The 26348-nt window shown below is 66.8% G+C and carries 29 protein-coding genes; 18 read left to right on the top strand and 11 right to left on the bottom strand.

Features of this window, described 5'->3' with window-relative positions; genetic code table 11:
• The first annotated feature begins 76 nt into the window (after positions 1 to 76).
• From G6N36_RS08545 to G6N36_RS08520, 6 genes are all read left to right on the top strand, one after another.
• Positions 77 to 457 (top strand): YraN family protein, encoded by a 381-nt coding sequence (locus G6N36_RS08545; protein ID WP_163686134.1) that lies wholly within the window; start codon positions 77 to 79, stop codon positions 455 to 457.
• Complete coding sequence (locus G6N36_RS08540; RefSeq protein ID WP_163686133.1) at positions 457 to 1968, top strand: YifB family Mg chelatase-like AAA ATPase; 1512 nt, start codon at positions 457 to 459, stop codon at positions 1966 to 1968. The genes G6N36_RS08545 and G6N36_RS08540 overlap by 1 nt, the downstream gene beginning before the upstream one ends.
• Positions 1965 to 3098, top strand: a complete 1134-nt coding sequence (gene dprA / locus G6N36_RS08535) for a DNA-processing protein DprA (protein ID WP_163686132.1) — start codon at positions 1965 to 1967, stop codon at positions 3096 to 3098. Before G6N36_RS08540 ends, dprA begins: the two co-directional genes overlap by 4 nt.
• A gap of 66 nt (positions 3099 to 3164) precedes the next feature.
• Entirely contained in the window at positions 3165 to 4016 is an 852-nt protein-coding gene (locus G6N36_RS08530) for a siderophore-interacting protein (protein WP_163686131.1), read from the top strand.
• A gap of 24 nt (positions 4017 to 4040) precedes the next feature.
• Positions 4041 to 5201 (top strand): lactate 2-monooxygenase, encoded by a 1161-nt coding sequence (locus G6N36_RS08525; RefSeq protein WP_163686130.1) that lies wholly within the window; start codon positions 4041 to 4043, stop codon positions 5199 to 5201.
• A gap of 32 nt (positions 5202 to 5233) precedes the next feature.
• Positions 5234 to 6136, top strand: coding sequence for a tyrosine recombinase XerC (locus G6N36_RS08520; RefSeq protein ID WP_163686129.1), 903 nt, complete (start codon positions 5234 to 5236; stop codon positions 6134 to 6136).
• Between the two features lie 55 nt (positions 6137 to 6191).
• Here G6N36_RS08520 and G6N36_RS08515 read toward each other — a convergent pair whose 3' ends face one another.
• Complete coding sequence (locus G6N36_RS08515; RefSeq protein ID WP_163686128.1) at positions 6192 to 6677, bottom strand: M23 family metallopeptidase; 486 nt, start codon at positions 6675 to 6677, stop codon at positions 6192 to 6194.
• Between the two features lie 283 nt (positions 6678 to 6960).
• Here G6N36_RS08515 and rpsB point away from each other — a divergent pair, with 283 nt between their 5' ends.
• The 3 genes from rpsB (at position 6961) to G6N36_RS08500 (ending at position 10156) form a co-directional block, all read left to right on the top strand.
• The gene (rpsB, locus tag G6N36_RS08510) at positions 6961 to 7797 is read left to right on the top strand and encodes a 30S ribosomal protein S2 (protein ID WP_163686127.1); all 837 of its coding nucleotides are present in this window, start codon (positions 6961 to 6963) and stop codon (positions 7795 to 7797) included.
• 12 nt (positions 7798 to 7809) lie between these two features.
• Positions 7810 to 8625 carry a translation elongation factor Ts gene (gene tsf / locus G6N36_RS08505; protein WP_163686126.1) on the top strand — a complete coding sequence of 272 codons (816 nt, stop codon included), beginning with the start codon at positions 7810 to 7812 and terminating at the stop codon, positions 8623 to 8625.
• Between the two features lie 88 nt (positions 8626 to 8713).
• Positions 8714 to 10156 (top strand): amidase, encoded by a 1443-nt coding sequence (locus G6N36_RS08500; RefSeq protein ID WP_163686125.1) that lies wholly within the window; start codon positions 8714 to 8716, stop codon positions 10154 to 10156.
• Here G6N36_RS08500 and G6N36_RS08495 read toward each other — a convergent pair.
• Positions 10151 to 11281: a glycerate kinase gene (locus G6N36_RS08495; protein WP_163686124.1), complete on the bottom strand. Its 1131-nt coding sequence runs from the start codon at positions 11279 to 11281 to the stop codon at positions 10151 to 10153. The two genes, G6N36_RS08500 and G6N36_RS08495, sit on opposite strands and share 6 nt — an antisense overlap.
• Before the next feature lie 20 nt (positions 11282 to 11301).
• Positions 11302 to 11736 (bottom strand): MarR family winged helix-turn-helix transcriptional regulator, encoded by a 435-nt coding sequence (locus tag G6N36_RS08490; protein WP_179964745.1) that lies wholly within the window; start codon positions 11734 to 11736, stop codon positions 11302 to 11304.
• A 37-nt stretch (positions 11737 to 11773) separates the two neighbouring features.
• Between G6N36_RS08490 and G6N36_RS08485 the strand changes: the two genes are divergently transcribed.
• From G6N36_RS08485 to G6N36_RS08470, 4 genes are all read left to right on the top strand, one after another.
• Positions 11774 to 12451 (top strand): class I SAM-dependent methyltransferase, encoded by a 678-nt coding sequence (locus G6N36_RS08485; protein WP_163686123.1) that lies wholly within the window; start codon positions 11774 to 11776, stop codon positions 12449 to 12451.
• An 86-nt stretch (positions 12452 to 12537) separates the two neighbouring features.
• Positions 12538 to 13317: a UMP kinase gene (pyrH, locus tag G6N36_RS08480; RefSeq protein WP_163686122.1), complete on the top strand. Its 780-nt coding sequence runs from the start codon at positions 12538 to 12540 to the stop codon at positions 13315 to 13317.
• 44 nt (positions 13318 to 13361) lie between these two features.
• A complete protein-coding gene (frr, locus tag G6N36_RS08475; RefSeq protein WP_163686121.1) occupies positions 13362 to 13919 on the top strand; it encodes a ribosome recycling factor in 558 nt (185 codons plus the stop codon).
• Positions 13919 to 14797 (top strand): phosphatidate cytidylyltransferase, encoded by an 879-nt coding sequence (locus tag G6N36_RS08470; protein WP_163686120.1) that lies wholly within the window; start codon positions 13919 to 13921, stop codon positions 14795 to 14797. The genes frr and G6N36_RS08470 overlap by 1 nt, the downstream gene beginning before the upstream one ends.
• On the opposite strand, the gene G6N36_RS08465 is transcribed toward G6N36_RS08470, so the two are convergent.
• A complete protein-coding gene (locus tag G6N36_RS08465) occupies positions 14705 to 15640 on the bottom strand; it encodes a DMT family transporter (protein WP_163690551.1) in 936 nt (311 codons plus the stop codon). The genes G6N36_RS08470 and G6N36_RS08465 overlap by 93 nt on opposite strands.
• Before the next feature lie 93 nt (positions 15641 to 15733).
• On the opposite strand from G6N36_RS08465, the gene rlmN reads away from it, so the two are divergent.
• Entirely contained in the window at positions 15734 to 16858 is a 1125-nt protein-coding gene (rlmN, locus tag G6N36_RS08460) for a dual-specificity RNA methyltransferase RlmN (RefSeq protein WP_163690550.1), read from the top strand.
• Between the two features lie 76 nt (positions 16859 to 16934).
• Here the strand turns inward: rlmN and G6N36_RS08455 are convergent, their stop codons facing one another.
• The 4 genes from G6N36_RS08455 to G6N36_RS08440 are packed head-to-tail and all read right to left on the bottom strand — an operon-like array spanning position 16935 to position 20595.
• Entirely contained in the window at positions 16935 to 17360 is a 426-nt protein-coding gene (locus tag G6N36_RS08455) for a nuclear transport factor 2 family protein (protein WP_163686119.1), read from the bottom strand.
• Positions 17357 to 18841: an aldehyde dehydrogenase family protein gene (locus tag G6N36_RS08450; RefSeq protein ID WP_163686118.1), complete on the bottom strand. Its 1485-nt coding sequence runs from the start codon at positions 18839 to 18841 to the stop codon at positions 17357 to 17359. Before G6N36_RS08450 ends, G6N36_RS08455 begins: the two co-directional genes overlap by 4 nt.
• A gap of 56 nt (positions 18842 to 18897) precedes the next feature.
• The gene (locus G6N36_RS08445; protein WP_163686117.1) at positions 18898 to 19446 is read right to left on the bottom strand and encodes a TetR/AcrR family transcriptional regulator; all 549 of its coding nucleotides are present in this window, start codon (positions 19444 to 19446) and stop codon (positions 18898 to 18900) included.
• A 33-nt stretch (positions 19447 to 19479) separates the two neighbouring features.
• Positions 19480 to 20595: a phosphotransferase gene (locus tag G6N36_RS08440; protein ID WP_163686116.1), complete on the bottom strand. Its 1116-nt coding sequence runs from the start codon at positions 20593 to 20595 to the stop codon at positions 19480 to 19482.
• Positions 20596 to 20650: 55 nt separating this feature from the next.
• Here G6N36_RS08440 and G6N36_RS08435 point away from each other — a divergent pair, with 55 nt between their 5' ends.
• Entirely contained in the window at positions 20651 to 21817 is a 1167-nt protein-coding gene (locus G6N36_RS08435; RefSeq protein WP_163686115.1) for a CaiB/BaiF CoA transferase family protein, read from the top strand.
• Between the two features lie 12 nt (positions 21818 to 21829).
• On the opposite strand, the gene G6N36_RS08430 is transcribed toward G6N36_RS08435, so the two are convergent.
• Entirely contained in the window at positions 21830 to 22375 is a 546-nt protein-coding gene (locus G6N36_RS08430) for a TetR/AcrR family transcriptional regulator (protein ID WP_163686114.1), read from the bottom strand.
• Positions 22376 to 22419: 44 nt separating this feature from the next.
• On the opposite strand from G6N36_RS08430, the gene G6N36_RS08425 reads away from it, so the two are divergent.
• From G6N36_RS08425 to G6N36_RS08415, 3 genes are read left to right on the top strand one after another with little or no spacing between them, the layout of a single operon-like run.
• Complete coding sequence (locus G6N36_RS08425; protein WP_163686113.1) at positions 22420 to 23676, top strand: cytochrome P450; 1257 nt, start codon at positions 22420 to 22422, stop codon at positions 23674 to 23676.
• 8 nt (positions 23677 to 23684) lie between these two features.
• Positions 23685 to 23876 carry a ferredoxin gene (locus G6N36_RS08420; RefSeq protein WP_163686112.1) on the top strand — a complete coding sequence of 64 codons (192 nt, stop codon included), beginning with the start codon at positions 23685 to 23687 and terminating at the stop codon, positions 23874 to 23876.
• A gap of 35 nt (positions 23877 to 23911) precedes the next feature.
• Positions 23912 to 24682: a MarP family serine protease gene (locus G6N36_RS08415; protein WP_264001227.1), complete on the top strand. Its 771-nt coding sequence runs from the start codon at positions 23912 to 23914 to the stop codon at positions 24680 to 24682.
• Here the strand turns inward: G6N36_RS08415 and G6N36_RS08410 are convergent.
• Together G6N36_RS08410 and G6N36_RS08405 are read right to left on the bottom strand one after the other, a co-directional pair.
• The gene (locus G6N36_RS08410) at positions 24679 to 25494 is read right to left on the bottom strand and encodes a thioesterase family protein (protein ID WP_163686110.1); all 816 of its coding nucleotides are present in this window, start codon (positions 25492 to 25494) and stop codon (positions 24679 to 24681) included. The genes G6N36_RS08415 and G6N36_RS08410 overlap by 4 nt on opposite strands.
• The gene (locus G6N36_RS08405) at positions 25491 to 26327 is read right to left on the bottom strand and encodes an SMP-30/gluconolactonase/LRE family protein (protein WP_179964744.1); all 837 of its coding nucleotides are present in this window, start codon (positions 26325 to 26327) and stop codon (positions 25491 to 25493) included. Before G6N36_RS08405 ends, G6N36_RS08410 begins: the two co-directional genes overlap by 4 nt.
• Positions 26328 to 26348 lie beyond the last annotated feature (21 nt).

Here is a 26348-nt window from a genome sequence, read left to right as displayed (position 1 = left end):
GTGGATGAGGTGGCGGTTGGGGACAAGTGCCGTTCGGCGGCCGCAGCTTGTCGGGGTCGCGTCGCACCGTGTGGCCATGACTCATCCGAAGACGTCGTGGACTCGCGCCGAGATCGGCGCACTCGGGGAACGTTTGGCCGTCGAGCATCTGCAGTCGGTGGGATTGCGAGTCCTCGCCCGTAACTGGCGCTGCCGTTATGGCGAACTCGATGTGATCGCGGCTGATGACGCCACACGCGTCGTCGTGTTCGTCGAGGTCAAGACCCGCACCAGCGACCGGTACGGGGGAATCGAACAGGCCGTCACGCCGCAGAAGGTGCGCAGGCTGCGCCGCCTTGCCGGGCTGTGGCTGGCCGGGCAGGACGTTCGGTGGTCCGGGCTGCGGATCGACGTCATCGGCGTGCGCATCGGTCGCCGCCCGATCCCGGAGATCACCCATCTGCGGGGAGTGGGCTGATGGCGCTGGGGCGAGCATTCTCGGTCGCCGTGCGCGGCCTCGACGGGCACATTGTGGAGATCGAGGCCGACATCGCGTCAGGGCTGCCCGGTGTGCACCTGGTCGGGCTGCCCGACGCCGCGCTGCAGGAATCGCGGGACCGGGTCCGCGCGGCGATCACCAACTGCGGCAACGAGTGGCCGCAGACGCGGCTGACGCTGGCGCTCTCGCCCGCGACGCTGCCGAAGATGGGCTCTGTCTACGACATCGCGCTCGCGTTGGCGGTGATGTCTGCGCACAGCAAGGCGGAGTGGACGCGGTTGGAGAAGACGGTGCTGCTCGGCGAATTGGCGCTCGACGGCCGGGTGCGTCCCGTCAAGGGAGTGCTACCCGCGGTACTCGCGGCGAAGAAGGAGGGATGGCCCCTCGTGGTGGTGCCGGTCGAGAATCTGCCGGAAGCGGCGCTGGTGCAAGGCATCGACGTCAAAGGGGTGCGGACACTCGGCCAGCTGAAGTCCTGGGTCGAAGGCAAGGCGCACCTCGAGGACAACGGCGGCACGCCGTACCCGGCGCCGGTGTCCGTCGCCGACCTTTCCGACGTGGTCGGTCAGACACAGGCCCGTTACGCCGTCGAGGTTGCCGCCGCCGGTGCGCATCACCTGATGTTGACCGGGCCGCCGGGTGTCGGAAAAACGATGCTGGCACAGCGACTTCCGGGTTTGTTGCCCGAACTCAGCGAAAGTGAGGCCCTCGAGGTGACGGCGATTCATTCGGTGGCCGGCCTGTTGTCGGGCAGTACGCCGTTGATCACGCGGCCGCCATTCGTCGCGCCGCATCACACCTCGAGCGTGGCCGCGATGGTCGGCGGCGGCAGCGGATTGGCCCGGCCCGGCGCGGTGAGTCGCGCGCACCGCGGAGTGCTGTTCCTCGACGAATGCGCGGAGATCGGTGTCAGTGTGATGGAAGCGTTGCGAACTCCGCTGGAGGACGGGGAGATTCGGCTGGCTCGCCGCGACGGCGTCGCACGTTATCCGGCCCGGTTCCAGTTGGTGCTGGCCGCCAACCCGTGTCCGTGCGCACCCGCGGATCCGCGTGACTGCATCTGTCCGGGGCAGATCAAGCGACGCTATCTGGGCAAGCTGTCCGGCCCCCTGCTCGACCGTGTGGACCTGGTCGTCGAGATGCATTCGGAGCGCGCCGGTGCCTTTGCCCAGCAGGAGGGTGAGTCGACCGCCGAAGTGCGCGAGCGGGTCGCAAAAGCACGTGAGGCCGCGGTGGAGCGGTGGCGGCCCCACGGCATCCGCACCAATGCCGAGGTGAGTGGATCCCTGCTGCGCAAGAAGTTCCGGCTTGCCAAGACCGTTACCGAGCCGCTTCGTTTCGCACTCGACCGCGGACTGCTCAGCCAGCGCGGAGCAGACCGCGTTCAGCGGGTCGCCTGGACACTCGCCGACCTGGCGGGACGAACGTCGCCGGCGTTGGAGGACGTGACCACCGCGTTGAGCTTTCGACAGGACGGGGGAGCGCGATGATCGATCAGATCGCACGTGCATGGGCTTATTTGTCGCGAGTCGCGGAACCGCCGTGTCCGGAACTGCGCGCGTTGGCCCGACGAGTCGGCCCGGTGGAGGCTGCTGACCGTGTGCGTAGCGGAGCAGCCGACGGCACCGTCGGGCGGGTCGTCGAGGCCAGACGCGAGATCGACTGTGCAGCAGAAGATCTTGAAGTCTTGAACCGTATGGGCGGACGGCTGATCACCGCTGACGATGCCGAGTGGCCACTGTTGGCATTCAACGCGTTTCGCGGTGTCAACGACCGGCCGCAGGCACATGAGCCGATGGTGCTGTGGGCCGTCGGTCCGATGTGCCTCGACGAGGTTTCCGATCGTGCCGCGGCAATTGTCGGAACACGGGCGGCCACGGCGTACGGCGAGTTCGTCGCCGCCGACCTAGCGGCGGGTTTGGCGGCCCGAGACGCGACGGTGATCTCGGGCGGGGCATTCGGAATCGACGGCGCCGCACACCGCGCCGCGTTGGCGGCGGACGGGGCCACCGTCGCGGTGCTCGCAGGCGGCATCGACGTGCCCTACCCCTCGGCACACGCGGCGATGCTGCGGCAGATCCGCGACCACGGTCTCGTGATCAGCGAGTATCCACCTGGCGAACGGCCCGCGCGGCACCGCTTTCTGACGCGCAACAGACTGGTCGCGGGTCTCGCGGGTGCGACCGTCGTCGTCGAGGCGGGCGCGCGCAGCGGCGCGGCGAACACCGCGGCGTGGGCCCGTGCTCTGGGGCGCTCGGTCTGCGCGGTGCCCGGCCCGGTCACGTCGTCTGCGTCGGTCGGCAGTCATGCGCTGCTGAAGGCGGGCGCCAACGTGGTGACCCGCGCCGAGGACGTCATCGAATTGATCGGCCGCATGGGCGAACTCGCCCCGGATGAGCACCGACCGGCATCTGTATTGGACGGGCTGAGCGACGCCGACAAGAGGGTGTACGACGCGCTGCCGGCCCGCGCCGCCCGCACCGCCGACGAGATCGCGGTCGCCGCCGGTCTGCCGCCGACGCAGGTGCTCGGTCCGTTGGCGGTGCTGGAGCTGTCCGGTTTGGTGGTGCGCCGAGAGGGGAGGTGGCAGCTGGCAAGGACGACACCTCGCACGACATGAGGTAACCGACCGGCACCCGGCCGGCGCTCGTATCCTCGACGTGGCAAGCGATCAACAGGAGGATCAGTGGCAGGACGTCCGGTGCACACATTCGAAGTGGTGCGTACCGAGCAGCTGACCCCGCATCTCAAGCGGGTCGTGCTCGGCGGCGGAGGCTTCGACACCTTCACGCCCAACGACTCCACCGACGCCTACGTCAAGATCGTGTTCGTTCACCCCGGTATCGACGTCGCCGCGTTGGAACAGCCGCTGACGCTGGACAGCTTCAAGTCCCTGCCCGCCGCGCAACAACCGTCCGTGCGCACGTACACGGTCCGGAAGGTGGACGCCGAGCGACGCGAGATCGCCATCGACTTCGTGGTGCACGGCGAGCACGGTGTCGCCGGTCCGTGGGCCGTCGCGGCGCAACCCGGTCAACCGGCCTACCTGATGGGGCCCAGCGGCGGCTACGCGCCCGATCCCGCGGCGGACTGGCACCTACTGGCCGGCGATGAGGCCGCTGTGCCGGCGATCGGCGCGGCGTTGGAAGCATTGCCGGACAACGCAATCGGTCAGGTCTTCATCGAGGTGGGCGGGCCCGACGACGAGGTCGAGATGCAGGCGCCGCCGGGTGTGGACATCACGTGGATCTACCGGGGCGGCCGCGCCGACCTGGTGGCCGAGGACCAGGCCGGTGACCACGCGCCACTCATCGACGCCGTGAAGGGCGCGCGGTGGTTACCCGGTCAAGTGCAGGTCTTCATCCACGGCGAGGCGCAGACCGTCATGCACAACCTGCGTGCCTACATCCGCAAGGAGCGTGGCGTGGACGCCAAGTGGGCCTCGTCGATCTCGGGATACTGGCGCCGCGGCCGCACCGAGGAGACGTTCAGACAGTGGAAGGCGGAACTCGCGAAGGCAGAACAGGCCGACGCGTGACCGAGCGCCTGGCACGCTAGCGGCATGGCATACGGCGATTACCAGCTCGAGATCTACTTCCAGGGTCTGTCCGGCGTCCTGCCGAAGCTCCCGATGTCTTTCGCGGAGTTGGAGGCCAAGGCGCAGGCCGCGATGTCACCGTCGATGTGGTCCTACGTCGCGGGCGGCGCAGGCGACGAACGCACCCAGCGCGTCAACGCCTCCGCCTTCGAGAACTGGGGCCTCATGCCGCGGATGTTCGTCGGCGCCGCCGAACGCGATCTGACGGTCGATTTCCTCGGGCTTTCGCTGCCGTCGCCGGTGATGATGGCGCCCGTCGGCGTCATCGGATTGTGCGCGCAGGACGGACATGGCGACCTCGCCACAGCGCGCGCGGCGGCCCGTACCGGTGTGCCGATGATCGCCTCGACCATGACTGCCGATCCGATGGAGGCCGTCGCCGCCGAATTGGGTGACACGCCAGGCTTCTTCCAGCTCTACACCCCGAAGGACCGAGACGTGGCCGCGAGCTTCGTGCACCGCGCCGAGGCCGCCGGTTTCAAGGGCATCGTCGTGACGCTGGACACCTGGATCCCCGGCTGGCGACCACGCGACCTGTCGACTTCGAACTTCCCGTTCCTGCGCGGTCACTGTCTGGCGAACTACACCACCGATCCGGTGTTCCTCGACAGCCTGGCGCAGCCGCCGGAAGAGAACATGCAGGCCGCGATCATGCAGTGGATCTCGATCTTCGGGAATCCGCTGACATGGGACGACCTGCCGTGGCTGCGCTCGCTCACCTCGCTGCCGCTGCTCCTCAAGGGCATCTGCCATCCCGACGACGTGCGCCGCGCGAAAGACGGTGGCGTCGACGCCATCTATTGCTCCAACCACGGCGGCCGCCAGGCCAATGGCGGAATACCGGCCATCGACTGCCTGCCCGGAGTGGTGGAGGCCGCCGACGGAATGCCGGTGTTGTTCGATTCGGGCATCCGCAGCGGCGCCGACATCGTCAAGGCGATCGCGCTCGGCGCCTCGACGGTCGCGATCGGCAGGCCTTACACCTATGGCCTCGCGCTTGGCGGAGAGGACGGCATCGTGCACGTGCTGCGGTCGCTGCTCGCCGAAGCCGACCTGACGATGGCCGTCGACGGCTATCGCTCGCTGAAGGAACTGACTCCCGACGCGTTGCGGCGCGTCATCTGAGCCGAGCAGTCGTCGTCTGCGACGGTTGAGGCGTGGACGCGATACTCGAGGAGTTCGACGAGTACCTCGCGCTGGAGCGCGGTCGCTCTGAACACACGCGTCGCGCCTATCTCGGTGATCTGCGGTCGCTGTTCGACTTTGTCGCCCAACGCGCACCCGACGCGGGGATCTCCGGGTTGACACTGCCGATGCTGCGTTCGTGGCTCGCGGCGCTGGCCGCCACGGGTTCAGCCAGGACGACGCTGGCCCGTCGCACGTCGGCCGTCAAGACCTTCACGGCGTGGGCGGTGCGACGCGGTCTGATGGCAAGCGACCCCGCCGCGCGCCTGCAGATGCCCAAGGCCCGCCGCACACTGCCGGCCGTGCTGCGTCAGGACCAGGCGCTTGACGCCATGGCTGCGGCGAAATCCGGTGCGCAACAGGGAGATCCGCTAGCGTTGCGCGACCGTTTGATCGTCGAGCTGCTGTATGCCAGCGGGATCCGGGTCAGTGAGTTATGCGGCCTGGACATCGACGACGTCGACACTTCCCGACGCCTGCTGCGCGTACTGGGCAAGGGCAACAAGCAGCGAACGGTGCCGTTCGGCGCGCCCGCAGTGTCGGCGCTCACGGCATGGCTGTCCGACGGTCGCCCGGCATTGACCACCAAAGACTCCGGTCCCGCGCTGCTTCTGGGTGCGCGTGGACGGCGGCTCGACCCGCGGCAGGCCCGCACGGTCGTGCACCAGACGATGGCTGCGGTCGACGGCGCGCCTGACATCGGGCCGCACGGGCTGCGGCACAGCGCCGCCACCCATCTGCTCGAAGGTGGCGCGGATCTGCGGGTCGTGCAGGAACTGCTTGGCCATTCCAGCCTGGCCACCACGCAGCTCTACACCCACGTCACGGTCGCGCGCCTGCGTGCCGTTCACGACCAAGCCCACCCTCGCGCCTAGTAGCGATTTCGGTGCGCAAACGATCGCTGAAGCGACTATTAGCGCACCGAAATCGCTAACGAACGGGCTTGAGGCGGAGCGGCGTGGTGACGACGAGGCCGAGCGGATCGACGTAGTCGGCCCGCGACGCCGGACCCCACATCGCACCCCAGTGCAGGCAGGCCGCTGCGGGGCACCCGGCATGGCCGGCCTGCAATTCGCCGAGCATCGTCCCGGCGTCGACCCGCCGGCCGGTCCGCACCGACGCCGTGACGGGTTCGTAGGTGGTGCGTAGGCCGCCGGGGTGCGCGATCGACACGACCGGCCTGCCCGCGAGCTCACCGGCGAACACCACCGTTCCGCCGGCTGCGGCGAATACAGGCTGACCAGGGGCTCCGGCGAGATCGACACCGCGATGGCCTGGCTTCCAGTTGGGTGACGGTGCGTCGAAGACGCGCACCACAACCGGCCGTGGCCTCAGCGGCCATTCCAGTCGCTCGCCATTGGCGGAGGCCGGCGCGGCCAGGGCAATCGCAGCCGCGAATAGCACGATCCATCGCATATACCCAGCTCAGCGCGATGGACCACGGTCACGCCAGCCGCCCCCCATGATCTGTGGAGCAGCGCGTCTCTGTGGAAAAAGCACCCCTGGGCAGCGTGTAAACTCCTATCCGCAGCTCGCTTGCACGGGCTGACTTCGCGTGTCTGCACATGACCCGGTTTCAGCAAGGTCAATCAGGATGCCGTCGGTCCCGTTCTCGGACGGGTTCGGCACTCCTGCGGGCACCAGGGCACAGCGTCACCCGACGCTGCGCGACAACCGACATATTGAGTGAGGCACACCCATGGCCGTCGTGACCATGAAACAGCTGCTGGACAGCGGCACCCACTTCGGGCATCAGACCCGTCGCTGGAATCCCAAGATGAAGCGGTTCATCTTCACCGACCGCAACGGCATCTACATCATCGATCTGCAGCAGACGCTGAAGTACATCGACAAGGCCTACGAGTTCGTCAAAGAGACTGTCGCCCATGGCGGCAGCATCATGTTCGTCGGCACCAAGAAGCAGGCGCAGGAGTCGATCGCCGAAGAGGCGACCCGCGTCGGCATGCCCTACGTGAACCAGCGCTGGCTGGGCGGCATGCTCACCAACTTCTCGACCGTGCACAAGCGTCTGCAGCGCCTCAAGGAACTCGAGGCCATGGAGCAGACCGGTGGCTTCGAGGGTCGCACCAAGAAGGAAATCCTGATGCTGACCCGCGAGAAGAACAAGCTCGAGCGCAGCCTCGGCGGCATCCGCGACATGCAGAAGGTGCCGTCGGCGATCTGGGTCGTCGACACCAACAAGGAGCACCTCGCAGTCGCGGAGGCTCGCAAGCTGAACATCCCGATCATCGCGATCCTCGACACCAACTGCGATCCGGACCTCGTCGACTACCCGATCCCGGGCAACGACGACGCGATCCGCTCGGCCGCGCTGCTGACCAAGGTCGTGGCCTCTGCGGTCGCCGAGGGTCTGCAGGCCCGCGCCGGTGCAGGCCGCGATGGCGACAAGGCCGAGGCCGAGGGTGCCGAGCCGCTCGCCGAGTGGGAGCAAGAACTGCTCGCCGGCGCCACGGCGTCCACCGATGCCGGTGGGGCCGACGCCGCCCCCACCACTGAAACCCCTCAAGAGTCATAGGGAAAGGCTGATATGGCGAACTACACCGCTGCCGATGTGAAGCGACTTCGCGACCTCACCGGCGCCGGCATGCTCGACTCCAAGAACGCGCTGGTCGAGTCGGAGGGCGATTTCGAAAAGGCCGTCGAACTGCTTCGCATCAAGGGCGCCAAGGACGTCGGCAAGCGCGCTGAGCGCGCGACCGCCGAAGGTCTGGTAGCCGCGAAGGACGGCGCGCTGATCGAGCTGAACTCCGAAACCGACTTCGTGGCCAAGAACGCCGAGTTCCAGTCGGTTGCCGACCAGATCGTGGCGGCCGCGGCCGCGGCGAAGGCGGCCGACGTGGATGCGCTCAAAGCCGCCAAGGTCGGCGACACCACGGTCGAGCAGACCATCGCCGACCTGTCGGCGAAGATCGGCGAGAAGCTCGAACTACGTCGCGTCGCCTATTTCGACGGCACCGTTGAGACGTACCTTCACAAGCGTGCGGCCGACCTGCCGCCCGCGGTCGGTGTGCTGGTCGAGTACACGGGTTCGAACAAGGAGGCGGCGCACGCCGCGGCGTTGCAGATCGCTGCGCTGAAGGCCAAGTACCTCACCCGTGAGGACGTGCCCGAGGACATCGTCGCCAACGAGCGACGTATCGCCGAGGAGACGGCCAAGGAGGAGGGCAAGCCCGAACAGGCCCTGCCCAAGATCGTCGAAGGCCGCGTGACCGGCTTCTACAAGGACGTCGTGCTGCTGGATCAGCCGTCGGTGTCCGATAGCAAGAAGACCGTGAAGGCGCTGCTCGATGAGGCGGGCGTGACCGTCACCCGGTTCGTGCGCTTCGAGGTCGGCCAGACCTGACAACGCTCTACCGCGAAGGCCCCCAGGTTTCTGGGGGCCTTTTGCATTGGCGGACCGGTCACGCGGTACGACTTGGTACCGTCGCTGTATGAAACGTGGTGATGAGGCCCTCGGCCGACGAACGGACGGCCGGTGCCATGCCTTCGGCGACGACGCCCTCGGCGACCTTGACGCCGTCGGCCTCGTCGAGGCCCTGCGGGCGGGCACCGTGTCCGCGGGTGAACTCGTGGACGCGGCGATCGCCCGGACCGAGGCCGTCAACCCGGCGCTCAACGGCCTCGCTTTCGAGGCGTTCGACCGTGCCCGGGCCCGTGCGGCGGCGCCACGTCCATTCGGTGGTTACTTCGACGGTGTGCCGTCGTTCATCAAAGACAACGTCGCGGTCGGGGGTTGGCCCACGATGCAGGGCACCGATGCGTGGGATCCGCAGCCGATGCCCGCTGACGGCGCGTTCGCGCGGGTTTTTCTCGCGACGGGACTGGTGCCGTTGGGCAAGACGCAGATGTCGGAGTTCGGCTTCAGCGGCGCCGCCGAGCATCCGCGCATCGGCCCGGTCCGCAACCCGTGGAACTCCGAGCACACCGCAGGCGCGTCGTCGTCCGGCTCCGCCGCGTTCGTCGCCGCCGGTGTCGTCCCGATTGCGCACGCCAACGACGGCGGCGGCTCGATCCGAATTCCGGCTTCCTGCAACGGTTTGGTCGGGTTGAAGCCGACGCGTGGCCGCATCCCGCTGGATAGGGAGACCGCGCAGATGCCGCTGCATCTGGTCGCCAACGGCGTGGTGTCACGCTCGGTGCGCGATACCGCCGCGTTCCTGCGCGAAGCCGAGCGCGTCTACCGCAATCCGAAGCTGGCGCCCATCGGGGACGTGACGCAACCCAGCGCGCAGCGCCTGCGCATCGCCGTGTGCACACAGTCCATTTCGCGCGACGCCAGTCCCGAGATTCGCGAGCTGACCCTGAAGACTGCGGCAATGCTGGAGGAACTGGGCCATCGCGTCACCGAGATCGACAACCCCGTCCCCGCCCGCTTCAAGGACGACTTCCTGGTCTACTGGGCGTTTTTGGCGATGGCCGTGGTCCGGGGCGGACGCCGGATGTTCGGGCCCAGCTTCGACCGCTCGCGTCTGGACAACATAACGCTCGGACTCGACCGCAGGGCCGCCCGCAACCTGCACAAGGTGCCGATGGCCATTCGACGGCTGTCCGCGTCACACCGCATTACCGCGAAGCTGGGGGAGCGGTACGACGCCGTGCTCATGCCGACGCTGGCTGAGGTCACGCCGCCGATCGGTCACCTGGACCCAATGCAGGACTTCGACACCGTGATGAACCGCCTCGTTGACTGGGCGGCGTTCACCCCGCTGCAGAATGCGACCGGTGATCCCGCAATCTCATTGCCGCTCGCAAAATCTGCCACGGGTCTGCCGGTCGGCATGATGCTGTCCAGCCCGCGCGGCCGCGAAGCCCGGCTGCTGGAGTTGGCATACGAGCTCGAAGAGGCCCACCCGTGGACGAAAATCCATTCATGAGCCAGTGAGCTGACGGCAAACCTCTGCCGTTGCGCGAGTGAGTGATTCGGCACCTTCGCGCAGTGCCTGCTCGATGGGCGTGCCCTCCGCGGTGATCGCGACGAGCCGCTCCACTCCGTGCTCCAGCAACACGGAAGCATCCGGCGCCACCCGTCCGGCGAAGATGACCACCCTCGCACCGTTCCGTGTCGCGGCCTGTGCGACGCCGAAAGGTGTTTTCCCCATGACAGTTTGGGCGTCGACGCTGCCCTCGCCGGTGAAGACCCAATCTGCGCCGCGCACAGCCTGTTCGAGGCCGACGGTAGCGGCGATCTCGTCGACGCCCGGCTTGCTTTCCGCACCGAGGAACTCGACGAGCGCGAAACCCAGGCCACCCGCCGCGCCGTTGCCCGGCCGCTGTGGGTTCGCCGTCCCGAGCGCCGCGGACGTGACGGTCGCCAGTTGCGTCAAAGCCGATTCGAGCGTCTGGACATCGGCCGGCGTCGCTCCCTTCTGAGGTCCGAAAACGGCGGACGCGCCAGTGGGGCCCAGCAGCGGAGCGGTGACGTCGGTCGCGACCTTGATGCGGACGTCGCGCAGCCGCGGGTCCAGACCGGACACGTCGATGCGATCGAGGTGACGCAGCGCGGCGCCGCCGGGTTCTAGCGCGGCACCGTCAGCGTCGACGAACGAGGCGCCCAGCGCGGTGAGCATGCCGGCGCCGCCGTCGTTGGTGGCCGATCCGCCAAGTCCGATCAAGATCTCCTCGGCCCCGCGGTCCAGTGCGGAGGAGATGAGTTGTCCGACGCCGAAGGTGCTGGCGCGCAGCACGTCTCGCTCATCGGGCGGGACGAGCTCCAGGCCCGAGGCGGCCGCCATCTCGATGACCGCCAGCTGACGCAGCGGGATGTAGCCGTAACGCGCCGTTATCGTCGCGCCGAGCGGACCGGACACCTGCGCCTCTATGTGCTGGCCGTGCAGCGCATCGACGACAGCGTCGACGGTGCCCTCGCCGCCGTCGGCCATGGGAACCGCGATGCATTCGGCGTCGGGTAGCACCTGCCGTACGCCGGCACTCATGGCCGCTACCGCTTCGGTCGCGGTCATCGACTCTTTGAACGAGTCCGGGGCGAGAACGATCTTCATCGGCCCCAGTCTCGCAGAACCTAGTCGGAACCGAGCGCCACCAGGACCCGCTTGAACTCCTGACGCTGTTCGGCGGTCAGGCCCGACATCAGCTTGCGCTCCGCGGCACGAACTCCGGCGTCGGTGCGCTTGAGCACTTCCTCGCCCTCGCGCGTCAACCGGGCGGGCAGCGACCGTCCCGATGTCACGCTCGCCGGCCGGGCGACCAGTCCGCGCTCCTCGAGGCGGCGCAACACCATGTTCATCGCCTGCGGGGTGACGTTCGTGTAGCGGGCGAGATCGGCATTGGTCCGGTCCGGGTACTTCGACAGGATCCGCAGGCAGATGTATTGCGGGAAGGCCAGTCCCATCGGATCCAGCACCGCCGCGGTGACTTCCGCGCGCAGCGCGTTGGCCACCCGGGACAGCAGATATCCCAGTGGCTGATCCTCGAGCATCTCCTCCATATCAAGCATCTTGACACATATCAACCAGGTTGATATACCGGTTTTCATGACTCAACCCACCAATGAGATGTTCGAATCCGCATACCGGGGCGAGGCGCCCGAGATGGCCGGAGCGAAGCCGCCGTGGAGCATCGGTGAGCCGCAGCCCGAGCTCGCGACATTGATCGAGCAGGGCAAAATTCGCGGCGAGGTACTCGATGCCGGTTGCGGTGAGGCCGCCATCTCGCTCTATCTGGCCGAGCGCGGCTTCACCACCGTCGGGCTGGACCAATCGCCGACCGCCATCGAAATGGCCAAGGCGGAGGCCGCCGAGCGCGGACTGACCAACGCCAGCTTCGAGGTCGCCGACATCAGCGATTTCGGCGGATACGACGGTCGCTTCGACACGATCGTCGACTCGACGCTCTTCCACTCGATGCCGGTCGAACTTCGCGAGGGATACCAGCAGTCGATCGTGCGGGCCGCGGCGGCGGGCGCGTCGTACTTCGTGCTGGTGTTCGACCGGGCCGGAATGCCCGACGGCCCGGCCAACCCCGTGACCGAAGACGAACTGCGCGAGGTCGTGTCGAAGTACTGGACTATTGACGAGGTCAAGCCGGCGCGGATCCACGGCGTCTTCCCCGAGGGCTTCGAGACGTTCTTTCCCGCAACCGACGTGCGGAAAGAGCCCAAGGGCCGCCATTCGGTGCGTGCCTTCCTCCTCAGTGCGCATTTGCCGGGCTGACGGCGACGCGCGACCCCGCTTCTGGGTCCGGGAGCCGCCATGAGGCAGGATTAGGGGAATCTCAGCAAGGACCCCGAAGGAGTCGGATGGCAGAGCCAGCCAGCCAGCCAACCAGCCCCAACGGTGCCGACCCTGTTTCCTCCGGCGATAAGTCGCTGCGGCCGGGGTACTCCCGCGTGCTGCTCAAGCTCGGCGGCGAGATGTTCGGTGGCGGTCAAGTGGGCCTGGACCCCGACGTCGTCCAGCAGGTGGCTCAACAGATAGCCGAAGTCGTCCGCAGCGGTGTGCAGGTCGCCGTCGTCATCGGTGGCGGCAACTTCTTCCGTGGTGCGCAGCTACAGCAGCGCGGCATGGAGCGAACCCGTAGCGACTACATGGGCATGCTCGGCACCGTGATGAACAGCCTCGCGCTGCAGGACTTCCTGGAGAAGCAGGGCATCCAGACCCGCGTTCAGACCGCGATCACGATGGGTCAGGTCGCCGAGCCGTACATTCCGCTGCGCGCCCGCAGGCACCTGGAGAAGGGCCGCGTGGTCATCTTCGGGGCCGGCATGGGGCTGCCGTACTTCTCGACGGACACGACCGCCGCGCAACGAGCGTTGGAGATCGGCGCCGAGGTGGTGCTGATGGCCAAGGCGGTCGACGGGGTCTTCACCGCCGACCCGAGATTGCACCCCGACGCCGAGTTGCTGACCGCGATCAGCCACCGCGAAGTCATCGACCGCGGTCTGGCGGTCGCCGACGCGACCGCGTTCAGCCTGTGCATGGACAATGGCATGCCGATCCTGGTGTTCAACCTGCTCACCGACGGCAATATCGCGCGTGCCGTCGCAGGTGAGAAGATCGGAACACTGGTCACCACCTAAATGATGGACGCGCACCGCCAGGAGCGCGTCATGAGGAGAGCAACGTGATCGAGGAAACCCTCTTCGACGCCGAAGAGAAGATGGAGAAGGCGGTGGCGGTGGCGCGCGACGACCTGTCGTCGATCCGGACCGGGCGCGCCAATCCCGGCATGTTTTCCCGCGTCAACATGGACTACTACGGCTCACAGACGCCGATCACGCAGCTGTCGAGCATCAACGTCCCCGAGCCGCGTCTCGTCGTGATCAAGCCGTACGAGTCCAACCAGCTGCGCAACATCGAGGACGCGATTCGCAACTCGGATCTGGGTGTGAATCCGACCAACGACGGCAATGTCATTCGGGTGTCCATTCCGCAGCTCACCGAGGAGCGTCGTCGTGACCTCGTCAAGCAGGCCAAGGCCAAGGGGGAGGACGCCCGGGTTTCGGTGCGCAACATCCGTCGCAAGGCCATGGAGGAGCTGCACCGCATCAAGAAGGACGGCGAGGCGGGCGAGGACGAGGTGAGCCGGGCCGAGAAGGACCTCGACAAGGTCACCCACACCTACACGAACCAGATCGACGGACTGGTCAAGCACAAAGAAGGCGAGTTGCTGGAGGTCTAGTGACCGACCAGCACATGACTCCCGTGGCAGAAACGCCGGTCGAAGGGCCACCCAAGAAGAAGTCCCGGGCCGGCCGCGACCTGCCTGCCGCCATCGCGGTCGGTGTGCTTCTCGGCGCGATCGCGATCGGCGTCTTGTTGTTCGCGCCCATCGGGTGGCTGCCGGTGCTGTCGGTGGCGATCCCGATCGGCATGCACGAGGTCATCCGCCGGCTCGGGGAGGCGGGCTATTCGCTGCCCGCGATCCCGCTGCTCGTCGGTGGCCTGGCGATGATCTGGCTGACGTGGCCGTTAGGGACCGCCGGGCTGCTGGGTGCGTACGCCGGAACGATCGTGGTGTGCATGGTGTGGCGGCTGGTCGGGCGTGGGCTCAACGAGCAGCCGGAGAACTACCTGCGCGACATGTCGGCGACGATCCTGCTGGCGACGTGGGTGCCACTGTTCGCCGGCTTCAGTGCGTTGCTGATCTTCCAGGAAGACGGCGGCATCAGGACGTTCGTGGTGATCCTGACCGTCGTGTTCGCCGACATCGGCGGCTACACCGCGGGCGTGTTGTTCGGCAAGCATCTGATGGCGCCCGCGATCAGCCCGAAGAAGTCCTGGGAGGGGCTGGGCGGCTCGTTGGTGTTCGGCATCACCGCATCCGTCCTGGCGGTGGTGTTCCTGCTCGACAAAGCGTGGTGGGTCGGGATTCCGCTGGGTCTGCTGCTGGTCATCACTGGCGTGCTCGGCGACCTGGTCGAGTCGCAGGTCAAGCGCGATCTCGGCATCAAGGACATGGGCAAGCTATTGCCCGGCCACGGGGGAATCATGGACAGGATCGACGCGATGCTGCCCTCGGCGGTCGCCGGATGGATCGTCCTGACGCTGCTGGCGTAGAGCCCTGGCGTTGAGGGAACAGGCGACCGCACCGACGACAAGGCCGACGGCGATCCCGATGTCGGGACGCTGACCGAGCATCACCCACGACAGAACACCGGCCACCGCGGGAATCACGGCGAACAGCATCGCCACCGCGGCCGCGCCGTATTCGTTGATGCCTCGGACGTAGAGCGTCATGGACAGCACCGCGTTCAGCAGCACCACGGCCGCGACGGCGCCTGCCGCCTTCCACGGATCGGTCGCCGTCCACGGCATCACCGCGGCCAGGGCGACGACGGGCAGGACGCAGGCGGCGTTCTGCAGCGCCGCTGTCGCCCGGAAGTCCACGTCGGAACAGAATTTCTGCTGGTAGACGCCGCCGGCTGCCACGCTGAACAGCGAGACGAGGATCAGCAGGACCGCAGGATCGACCCCGCCGACCGCGATCAGCCGCCCCGCGCAGGACGCGAGCACGGCCGCAACCCCCAGCGCCAACGCCACTGTCCGCGTCCGGGTGAGCGCCTCGCCGAGGAACATCGCGGCCAGTACCGCCGTCACCACCGGGTTCATCGAGATGATCACTGCGCCGAGCACTGCGGGTGCACCGTGCATCAGCGCCACGTACAGGCAGGTGAACAGGAGGCCCTGGGCGAGCAGACCACTGATCAGGACGTGTATCAGCGTCCGTCCTGTGGGCCAATTCACCCGGGCAAATCTGGCCCAGGTGGCGAGGATCGCCGCGGCCAGACTGAACCGGAACACCAGCACAGCCATCGGCGACATCACCGAAACGGCAAGCGCACCAACCGGATAGCCCAATGCGTAAAAGAACGTCAGAGCCGACGCCGGGCCAAGCGGCATGGTCCTGGTGGGCATATGACCCATAGTTGCGGCCAACGCAGAAGTTCGCGAATTAATTTCGGGTGCTCGGCAATGAGATACTGGCAGGAGCTCATGGCCATTTCCCTACCTCTCGTTTTCGACCCCCCGCGACGCGCGATGCCGCCGCGTCACCTCGCCGACCTCGACGACGACGGCCGCGCGGCCGCCGTCGCCGACCTGGGGCTGCCCGCATTCCGGGGTAAACAGCTGGCCAATCACTACTACGGACGGCTCACCGCCGACCCGCACCAGATGACCGATCTGCCCGCGGCGCTTCGTGAACAGATCGCGGACGCGCTGTTCCCGAAGCTGCTCGATGCCGTGCGCGAGATCGAATGCGACGCGGGTGAGACCCGCAAGATGCTGTGGCGTGCGGTCGACGGCTCGACCTTCGAGTCGGTGTTGATGCGCTATCCGCAGCGCAACACGGTCTGCATCTCGTCGCAGGCCGGGTGCGGCATGGCGTGCCCGTTCTGCGCGACGGGCCAAGGCGGGTTGCAGCGCAACCTGTCGACCGCGGAGATCCTGGAGCAGGTGCGGGCGGCGGCGGTCGAACTACGTGACCGCGACGGCGAGGGGATTGCGCCTGCTGCGCGCGGGGGCCGCCTGTCCAACATCGTGTTCATGGGGATGGGCGAGCCGCTGGCCAACTACAACCGCGTCCTCGCCGCCGTACGTCGCATCACCGCGGCGCCGCCCAATGGTTTCGGCATCTCGGCTCGCTCGGTCACGGTGTCGACGGTCGGGCTCGCGCCGGCGATCCGCAAACTGGCCGACGAGCACCTCGGCGTGACGCTGGCGCTGTCGCTGCACGCGCCCGACGACGAGCTGCGCGACACGCTGGTACCGGTGAACAATCGCTGGAAGGTCGCCGAAGTGCTCGATGCGGCAAGGTATTACGCGAACACGACGGGTCGGCGGGTGTCGATCGAGTACGCGCTCATCCGCGACGTCAACGACCAGCCATGGCGGGCGGATCTCTTGGGCAAGCTGCTGCACGGTGCGCTGGGACCGTTGGCGCACGTCAACCTCATTCCGCTGAATCCGACGCCGGGCAGCGAGTGGGACGCAAGCCCCAAACCTGCCGAACGCGAGTTCGTCAAGCGCGTGCGGGCGCGCGGAGTGTCATGCACCGTGCGCGACACCCGCGGCCGCGAAATCGCCGCCGCCTGCGGTCAATTGGCCGCCGAAGGCTGATCCGGCTGACCTTGTCTCACGCCGAGGTCCGAGTTTTGTAGACGCTCACTCGAACTTCTTCTGCAAAACTCGGGTCTCACGAACCGGGTGCGCCTGGAGCATTGGCGAACCAGACGTTCTCCTCGCGGAGCTGACGACTGCGCCAGCCGTCGGACGTCCGCACCAGCTCGTGATGGTAATAGCCGCCGCACGAACTCATCTCCGCCATGCCGGGTAGCTGCATGGGGTTGTAGAACATCGCCCGCACTGTCGCGGTATCGCCGTCGATGTCACTTTCGATGTTCGTGATGTAGTGCATGCTCCACGCGATCACGCCGAAGTTCGCCGCGAACCAGTCCACCACGTCATCGCGGCTGCCCACGATCGCACCCGCCGACGAGTAGTCGATATGCGCGTCGTCGGTGAAGACGGACCGATACAGCTCCCAGTCCTTGGTGTCGACGGCGCGGGCGTAACGGTAGAGCAGCCGGGCGATTTCGGCCGTGTCGCCCTCAACGCTCATTCGGGCATACCGATCGTCTTGGCCTCCAGATACTCCTTGTATCCCTCTTCGCCGTTGCGGTAGCCAAGACCGCTTTGTTTGGTCCCGCCGAACGGACTGTTGATGCCGAAGTGGCTCTTGCCGTTGATGGTGACGTTGCCGGTCCGCATCCGCTTGGCCACCTCGAGTGCGCGGTCCAGATCGCCGCCGCTGACCTCACCGGAGAGTCCGTAGATCGAGTTGTTGGCGATCGCGATGGCCTCCGCGTCACCCTCATAGGGAATGACCGACAACACCGGCCCGAAGATCTCCTCCTGCGCCACTTGGGAATCCGGGTCGACGTCGGCCAGCAGTGTCGGCTGGACGTAATAGCCGGTCGGCAGATTCTCTGGGATGCCGCCGCCGGTGACCAGCCGGGCGCCCGAGTCGATACCGGACTTGATCAACCCGAGTACCTTCTGGCGCTGCCCCTCGCTGATCTGCGGGCCCTGCATGTTGTTCGGATCCCACGGGTCGCCGACCGGAAAATTCTCCATCATGTTCTTCATGATCTCGATGCCTTCGTCATAGCGACTGCGCGGCAACAGGATCCGACTGGGCAGGATGCAGCTCTGCCCGGACATCACGCACGCCATCAGCGCCGCCATCGGCAGCGCCATGTTGAAGTCGGCGTCGTCGAGCACGATATGGGCAGACTTGCCGCCGAGTTCCAGCAGCGTCTTCTTGACCGTCGGCGCACCCGCGGCCAGGATGGCCCGCCCCGTCGCGGTGGAGCCGGTGAACGTGATCATGTCCACCCTTGGATCGGCGGAGAGCGCGGCGCCCACCTCGTTGGCGTTGGAGACGACGACGTTGAACACACCCGCGGGGATGTCGGTCTCCTCGGCCACGATGCGGCCGTACTCGCTACCCGACCACGGTGTCAGCTGAGCGGGTTTGAGGACGACCGTGTTGCCTGCCATCAGGGCGGGGATGGTTTCGGCGACGTTGAGGTAGAACGGAACGTTCCACGGGGTGATCGCTCCGACCACTCCGACGGGTTCGTAATGGATCTTGCGTCGCGCAGGACCCATCGGGGTTTCGTGCACGCCGTTGTCGGCCAGGTACTCGAAGTTCTTGCCGTGCTCGGCCCAGTGCTTGACCTCCTCGATCGGACTCTCGATCTGAGATCCGGTCACCTTCACCGGACAGCCGACCTCGGTGATCAGAACCCGCCGCAGATGTTCCTTGTTTCGCTCGAATGCCTCGTGCAGCTGGGTGAGGCAGTGATAGCGGAAGTCCAGATCGCGCGACCAGTCGGTCTGGTCGAAGGCCCGCCGCGCCGCCCCGACCGCGCGTTCCATGTCGGCGACGGTCCCGTCGGTTGCCTGGCCGGCGACCTCTTCGCTGGCCGGATGGATGACGTCGAATGTCGCGCCGCTGCTGGTGTGTTGCAGTTCGCCGTCGATGAGCATCCGCTCGTCGCCGGCCAGTACTCCCGTTTCGTCCTGCACGCTGGTCATACGCTCAGCATTACAAACTTCTGCGGAAGTGTCACCCCCGGATTGGCGCCGACGAGTCAGGCGGGCTGCTTGATCCCCGCCGCGTGCCGAAGCTGCGCCAAAAACTGGTCGTCGTCGTCGCTGCGCACGATGTAATGCGAGATCGCGACACGAATTGCGGTGGCCGCCTTGACCGCTCCGTTCGGGCCGCTCAGCAGCTTCTCAAGGCGCGTACGCATGATCGGAAGAATCCGGCCCAGCTGTCCGATCACGACTTCGGGTTCGATGTCGACCAGGCGCACACCCGAGTAGGAGTGCTGGTACTCGACGATGAATCGCAGCGCCGCATCGAGTTTCTCGGTGCCTCGCAGGCCCGCCGTCGCCTTGCTGATCCCGTTGTCGAACATCTCGCGTTCGAAAATGCCGAACGCATCGAGCAGTTCCTGCTTGGAGGCGAACCAGCGATACAGAGTCGGCCGGGAGACGCCGGCCTGGAGGGCGACTTCGGAGAGGCTGAGCTTGGTTTGTCCACTGCGGGCGAGTACTTCAGCGGTCGCGACGAGGATTCGGTGTCGGGTCGAGGAGTCCTCGGCTGCTACGGATGCATCGCGCAGTGGATCGTTCACCTTCGGTGCCTCAATCGTTTGGGTTCCATGAGTTTAGTTCGTCACGTGTAGCGACTTCTCGAGGACCGCGACCGTGTCGAGATCGTCGAGTGCCGTGACCGCGCGCCGCAAACCCTCCAACGCGATGTTCTCGTCCTGCATGCCACCCATCCCGGCGGTGATGAGGGCGGCGGTGTACGCGTACAGCGCACCCTCCCGATAGCGCTGCCACAGTTCGTCGCTGTCGAGTTCCGGTCCGCCTGCGGCGGCCAGCGCATGGCGGTACCCGTCGAGGATGTCGTGCTGGCTGGCCTGCCGGTCGGCACTGGTCATGCTCGTGATCAGCGTGTAGGACAGTTCGCGGCCCGGGTGGCCGCGACGCACGGCCTGCCAGTCCAGCAGGCCCGCCTCGCCGTTGCGGAAGTAGACGTTGCCCGGGTGGGCGTCGCCGTGCATGACCGTGTTCGGCGTGGCGTCCAGGAGGGTCGCGACGGCGCGGTAATTCTCGTCGATGAACCGGCCCCGAGCGACGTCGATATCGGTGCGCTCGGCGATTCGGCGGGCGGACCGCTTCAGCAGCGCGCCGACCATCAGCGACGAGCTGTCGTTCGACGCCGAGTACACCCAGTCGGGGATCCGGTCCCAGAACGTCGCGTGCAGCCGGGCGAGCAGGTCGACGATTTTGACTGCACGATCGGTGCTGACCGGCTCGAGCGTGGTCGGGAACTCGCATTCGTCCGCGGGGAGGTCTTCCAGCACAAGCACGTAACGTCCGGTGAGGGCGTCGAACGCGGATCCGTATGACTTCGGCAGCCCGCTCAGTTCCGGTGACAGCTCCCGATAGAACCGGGTCTCGGTCTCGCCGAGTCGGCCCACCTCCCCCATGAGGCGGGTCGCGGCCGTTTCGGCGGCCATCTTGACGAACACCGAAGCCGGGACGTCGTCACCGGTGAGTGCGATGCGAACGCGCGACGACGTCCCCGCGTCGCCCCCGACCACCGACACCGACGTCACCTTGCGCCCCATCACAAATGACAGGTAAGCCGCGTCGAGATCGTCTACCGTGCGGGGGAGCGACCGAACACGGCCGATGGCGGCGTCGGTGACGATACGTTGTACACCGCGCCCGAGATGCGACGCGAGGCCGACGACCGGCGCAACTGACTTCACCTCGCTAGTTTACAAATTTGCCAAGATTTGTAAAGTTGTGCCGGAAAGGAATCCGATGGCCGGACCGTTGGCGGGCGTCAGAGTCGTCGAACTCGGTGTGTGGGTCGCGGGACCAGCAGCCGGGGGGATCCTGGCGGATTGGGGCGCCGACGTCGTCAAGATCGAGCCGCCGGACGGCGACCCGGCGCGGATGTTCGGCCGAATGCTGGGCGTCGAGGACGGCTCGAGTCCGCCCTTCGAAATGGACAACCGCGGCAAGCGCAGCATCGTGCTCGATGTCACGACCGAGGACGGAGGTGCGACCGCACGTGAGTTGTTAAGCGGCGCAGATGTTTTCCTGACCAACGTCCGACCGGCCGCGCTGGCGCGGGTGGGGCTGGACTTCGAGGCGGTGGCTACGGCCAACCCAGCGCTGGTGTACGGCCTGATCACCGGCTACGGCGAACGCGGCCCAGACGCCGACCGTGCCGCCTTCGACGTCGCCGCGTTCTGGGCACGCTCGGGCCTGGCGCATCTGCTGACGCGGCCCGGTGACACGCCGCCGTTTCAGCGCGGCGGCATGGGGGACCACACCGCGGGGATGACCTTGGCGGCAGCGGTGTGTGCGGCGCTCGTGGCCCGCGGCCGCACCGGCAGGGGGCAGCTGGTCAGCACGTCGTTGTATCGGCAGGGCGCGTACACCGTCAGCTTCGACCTCAACACGTTCTTGATGACGGGCAATCCCATCGCGATCGGCCAGCGTGAGTCGATGGGCAATCCCTGCATGAACAACTACGCCGCCGGTGACGGACGACGCTTCTGGATCGTGGGCCTGCAGGCGGGTCGGCACTGGCCGCCGCTGTGCCGGGCCGTCGGCCGGGGCGACTGGCTGACCGACCCTCGCTATGACACGCCGTTGAACCGCGCCGTCAACTCGCGGCAGCTGATCGCCGAGCTCGATGAGATCTTCGCAACCAAGCCGCTCGAGGATTGGGCGAAAATCTTTGCGGGCGAACCGGACTTCTTCTGGGCGCCGATCAACTCGCTCGAGGACGTCATGGCCGACGAGCAGTTCCACGCCTCGGGCGGCATCGTGAACGTGCCTGACGGCGAGGGCGGCATATCGATGGTGGCCTCGCCCGCCGATTTCCACGGCACACCGTGGGAACCGCGCTCGCCCGCACCGCAACTGGGGCAGCACACCGACGAGATCCTCGCCGAACTAGCGGACCGCCGGCCTTGACCGCAGAGTCATTCACCCGGTCTCGGGGGCATGGTGCTTGACGCGGGCGGCATGCCGAAGCTGGTTCAGGAAGTCGGCGTCGTCGTCGCTGTGTACGACGTAGTGCGAAATCGCCACGCGCACAGCCGTCGACACGGCCAGGCCGGGATCGGGGCCCGACGCGAGCCGCTCGAGCCGCTGCCGCATCAGCGGTATCACCCGCGACAGCCGTTTGATGACCTGTGCCGGTTCGATGTCGATCATGCGCAGGCCCGGGTAGGACTGCTGGTAGTCGACGATCACCTGCAGTGCCGCGTCGAGCTTCTCGCACGCGGGCAGATCAGCGGTCGCCTCGGCCACCGCGGTTTCGTAGAATTGGCGTTCCCACACCACAAACGCCTCGAGTAGGTCCTTCTTGGAGGCGAACCATCGGTAGAGCGTGGGCCGCGACACCCCGGCCTGCGAGGCGACCTCTGACAGGCTGAGCTTGGTCATCCCGTTACGACCCAGCACCTCCGCAGTGGCGGCGAGAATTCGTTGGCGCGTCGAGCTGTCGACCTCGACCCACGATTCCTGCATCGCCATAGCTTTACAAATTTTTGGCGAAGTGTCACGCTAAATCTGTGACAGCCCCACCTGTGCAGGCTCGTGAGTACAGCCGGTTCGACATCACCTCGCACGACTTCTGGAGTCGGCCCTTCGACGCTCGCGACGAAGTTTTCGCCGAGCTTCGTGCTGGCGACGGCCTCACCTGGCACCGGCCCTTCGATTCGTTGTTTCCCATGGAGGAGGAGGCCGGTTTCTGGGCGTTGACACGTCGCGCCGATATCGCCTTCGTCAGTCAGCATCCCGAGCTGTTCACGTCGGCACAGGGGGTGGCGCTGAATCCGATGCCCGCCGAGATCCAGCGCTTTGCCTCGTTCTTCCTGAGCATGGATCCGCCGCAGCACACCGTGTACCGCAGGCTCATCAGCTCGGCGTTCACGCCGCGCAACGTCCGACAGATCGAGGAGCAGATCCACCGCAACGCCGTCGCGATCGTCGACGAACTGGTCGGCGCCGGGAACGTCGACTTCGTGGCCGCCTGTTCTGCGCGGCTGCCGATGCTGACGATCATGGACATGCTCGGTGTGCCGACCGCCGACCAGCCGGAGGTGGCCTACGCCGCCGAGAAGCTGTTCGGCATGAGCGACGACGAGTACGCGACGGCCGAGGAGCGGGCGGAAGACCCGATAGCGCAGATCACTCTGCTGTCGAACACGGGTGTCGAGCTGGCGCAGTTCCGGCGCAAGAATCCCGGCGACGACCTGATGACCGGAATCGTCAACGCCGAGGTCGACGGCCACCGGCTGACCGACGAAGAGATCGGCGCCTTCCTGATCCTGTTGGCGTCGGCAGGCAACGACACCACCAAACAGGCCACGACGCACGCGATGCTGGCCCTGACCGAGAACCCCGCCCAACGGGACTGGCTGATGGCGGACTTCGACGGCCGGATCGGTCCGGCTGTCGAAGAATTCGTCCGGTGGTCCTCACCGGTGCTGCAGTTCGCCCGTTTCGTGACCGAGGACACCGAGATCAACGGAGCGCCGGTACAGGCGGGCGACAAGGTCGGACTGTTCTACTGCTCGGCAAACCGGGACGGAGCGGCCTTCGTCGATCCTGGAGTTTTCGATCTATCGCGTTCACCCAACCCGCATCTCGGCTTCGGCGGCGGCGGGCCACACTTCTGCCTCGGCAGCCAGCTGGCGAAGGCTGAGCTGCGAAACCTGTTCCGGGAGTTGCTGACCCGGTTGACCACCGTCGAGTTCGGTGAGCCCGACCTGCTCTACAGCAATTTCGTCCACGGCGTCAAACGCCTGCCTGCGTTCGTTCGTTAGGAGTCACCATGCGGGTGGAAGTCGATCTGGACAAGTGCACCGGCCACGGCATCTGCGAATCCATCGCCGAGGACGTGTTCGAGGTGGCCGATGACGGCGTCGTCGTGATCCACGACAACGATCGCCCCGAATCCGACCGGGACCGGATGCAGCAGGCCGTGACCCAATGCCCCGTCGCGGCGCTGCGCCTGACCGACTGAGGACACCGCGCGCGCATACGTCTATCGTTTCGTCGGTGAGGCCGATACGCGCCGTGGTCGCGCTGGTCGCCGTGGCGATCGGGGTGAGCGGATGCGGTCCGTTCACCGAGACGATCGACAGGATCAGCCGGGCGGTGGAATCACCGCCGATGCCCGTGCCCAGCGTCTCGCCACCGGACGGGTCGCTGGCGAGCAACCCTGCCGTCGCGCACGCGGCGCACAGCGTCGTCAAGGTCGAGAGCACCTCGCATGCGTGCCAGAAGGTCATGGCGGGAAGCGGCTTCGTCATCTCGCCCAACCGCGTGATGAGCAATGCGCACGTGGTGGCCGGCGCGGACGAGTTCGTCGTCTCCATCGACGGTCAAGAACACGATGCCAGCGTCGTGGCCTTCGATCCCAACGCCGACATCTCGATCCTGGATGTGCCGGGCCTGTCCGCGCCGCCGCTGGACTTCGCCCACGGCATTGCGATGACGGGCGCAGACGCCGTGGTGCTGGGATATCCCGACGGGGGACCGTTTGTCGCCTACCCCGCAAGGATCCGCGAGGTCGTCGAGCTCAGCGGCCCGGACATCTATAACTCGACCACCGTTCGGCGTGAGGTCTACACGATCAGAGGCAAAGTGGGGCAGGGAGATTCCGGCGGACCACTGATCGATCACGACGGCCGCGTGCTCGGCATGAACTTCGGCGCCGCCGTCGACGACCCGGAAACCGGATTCGTGCTCACCACCAAGCAGGTCTACCCGCACGCCGTCAACGCGGTGTCGCCCGAACCCATCCCGACCGGTGCCTGCATGACCTAGCGACCCGGCATCGGCCGGACCAGCACCGACTCCTGAATCGCGCCGACGGGCCCGGACTCGTCGAACAGCGTGCCGATCGTCGTGCCGATGCCGTCGGGGCCATAGTTGGTGTCGGCGCGGATTCCGATCCACTCGCCCTCTGGAATCCGGTGTATATGCACGACCAGGTCGGTGTTCATGAACGTCCACTTCCGGATGTCGAGCTTGGTGCCGATGCCATTGGCGTCGTCGGCGACGGCGAACAGGCGCTCCAGCGCAGTCATGGACTCACCCTTGACGAGGTCGACCTCCGGGCGGATCCAGGACTCGCCGGGCCCGTCGCTCATCGGCCGGGTCAACCACCGCCAATCGAGGCTGTGCACATAGTTGCGGTCCCAGTCCTTCTTCATGTCGCGGCTGCGTGCCTCCGAGAGCGGCCGCAACGGTGGCGCAGACGTGCGAACGACGTCCGCGGTGTCGATCGTCTTCAGCCGCCACCCGCTGGCGCGTGCGACCGCGCGAGGCTCGCCGTCACGTCCGGGGGCCAGCATCTCGGCACTGACCAGCTCGATCTGCTTGCCGGAGCGCTCGATTCGGGATCGCACCCACAGATCCCCTTCGGCAGGTACAGCACCCAGCAGGTCGATCATCACACGGCTCAGCCGGGTGTCGTCGCGGGCCGCGCATCTCTCCAAAGCGCGGGCCAACAGCGCTGAAACCGGTGCGCCGTGCTGTATCTCGGCCGTCCACGTGCTGCGGACCAGATCGGTCGCCGCAAACTTCTCACCGACTGGGTCGGCGACATCGACCAACTCGTAGTAGCAATCGCTCACGGCAGCCCGGCTCCCGGGATGTCCACGGTCACCGCGTCGACGCGTGACTCCTTGGTCCCGACCAGCCGCTGCGGATAGGCATCCGTACTGGACAACAGGAACAGTGTGCGCCGTTCCGGCCCCCCGAGTGTGCAGGCGATCGCGATGCGTTCGTCCATCTCAATCCGGTCGGTGATGGCGCCGCCCTCCTCGATCCGCTCGAAGGCGTGGGCCAATGTCATCGCCACCCACACCCCGCCCTCGGCATCGAGACAGATACCGTCCGGCGGGCCGTCGAGTCCTTCGGCGAATATCCTTCGGGCGCGCAGTGATCCGTCGGCTGCGATCGTGAACGCGGTCAGCCGCCGCCCGGTCGACTCGGCCACGATCAGCGTCGTGCGGTCTTCCGTGATCGCCATCCCGTTGGGGAAGTCGAGATTCTCGGCGACAACGGCGATCGAGCCGTCGGGATCGACCCGGACGATCACCCCACCTTCCCGCGCCTGGGATCCGACGTACGCGCGACCCGCGTCGTCGATCACCATGTCGCCGAGGGCCGCGGGAACGAGGTCGGCCAGTTCGGCGACCGGCTCGACGGTGTACCCGTCGTAGCGCAGCAGCTGGCGCTGCTCACCCGACACGATCAGCAGCGTGCCGTCGGGCCGAAAACCCAATCCGGATGGGTGATGGCCGGGCAGCGGGAGGGTGGTCAGGTCGCCACGCAGGTTGACGGTGTGCACCGCCTCGCCCAGCATGTCGGAGAACCACAGCAATCCCTCGAACCACCGGGGACCCTCGCCGAAACAGAAACCTTTGGTCAGTGTCGTCAGCGTTTCGGCACCTTTACAAATCACGCCACAAGTGTCACGCTCGCA

The organism is Mycolicibacterium gadium, assembly GCF_010728925.1.
Taxonomy (GTDB): domain Bacteria; phylum Actinomycetota; class Actinomycetes; order Mycobacteriales; family Mycobacteriaceae; genus Mycobacterium; species Mycobacterium gadium.
Note: the sequence above shows the minus strand (reverse complement) of the source record. Positions and strands in the feature narration are given on the sequence as shown.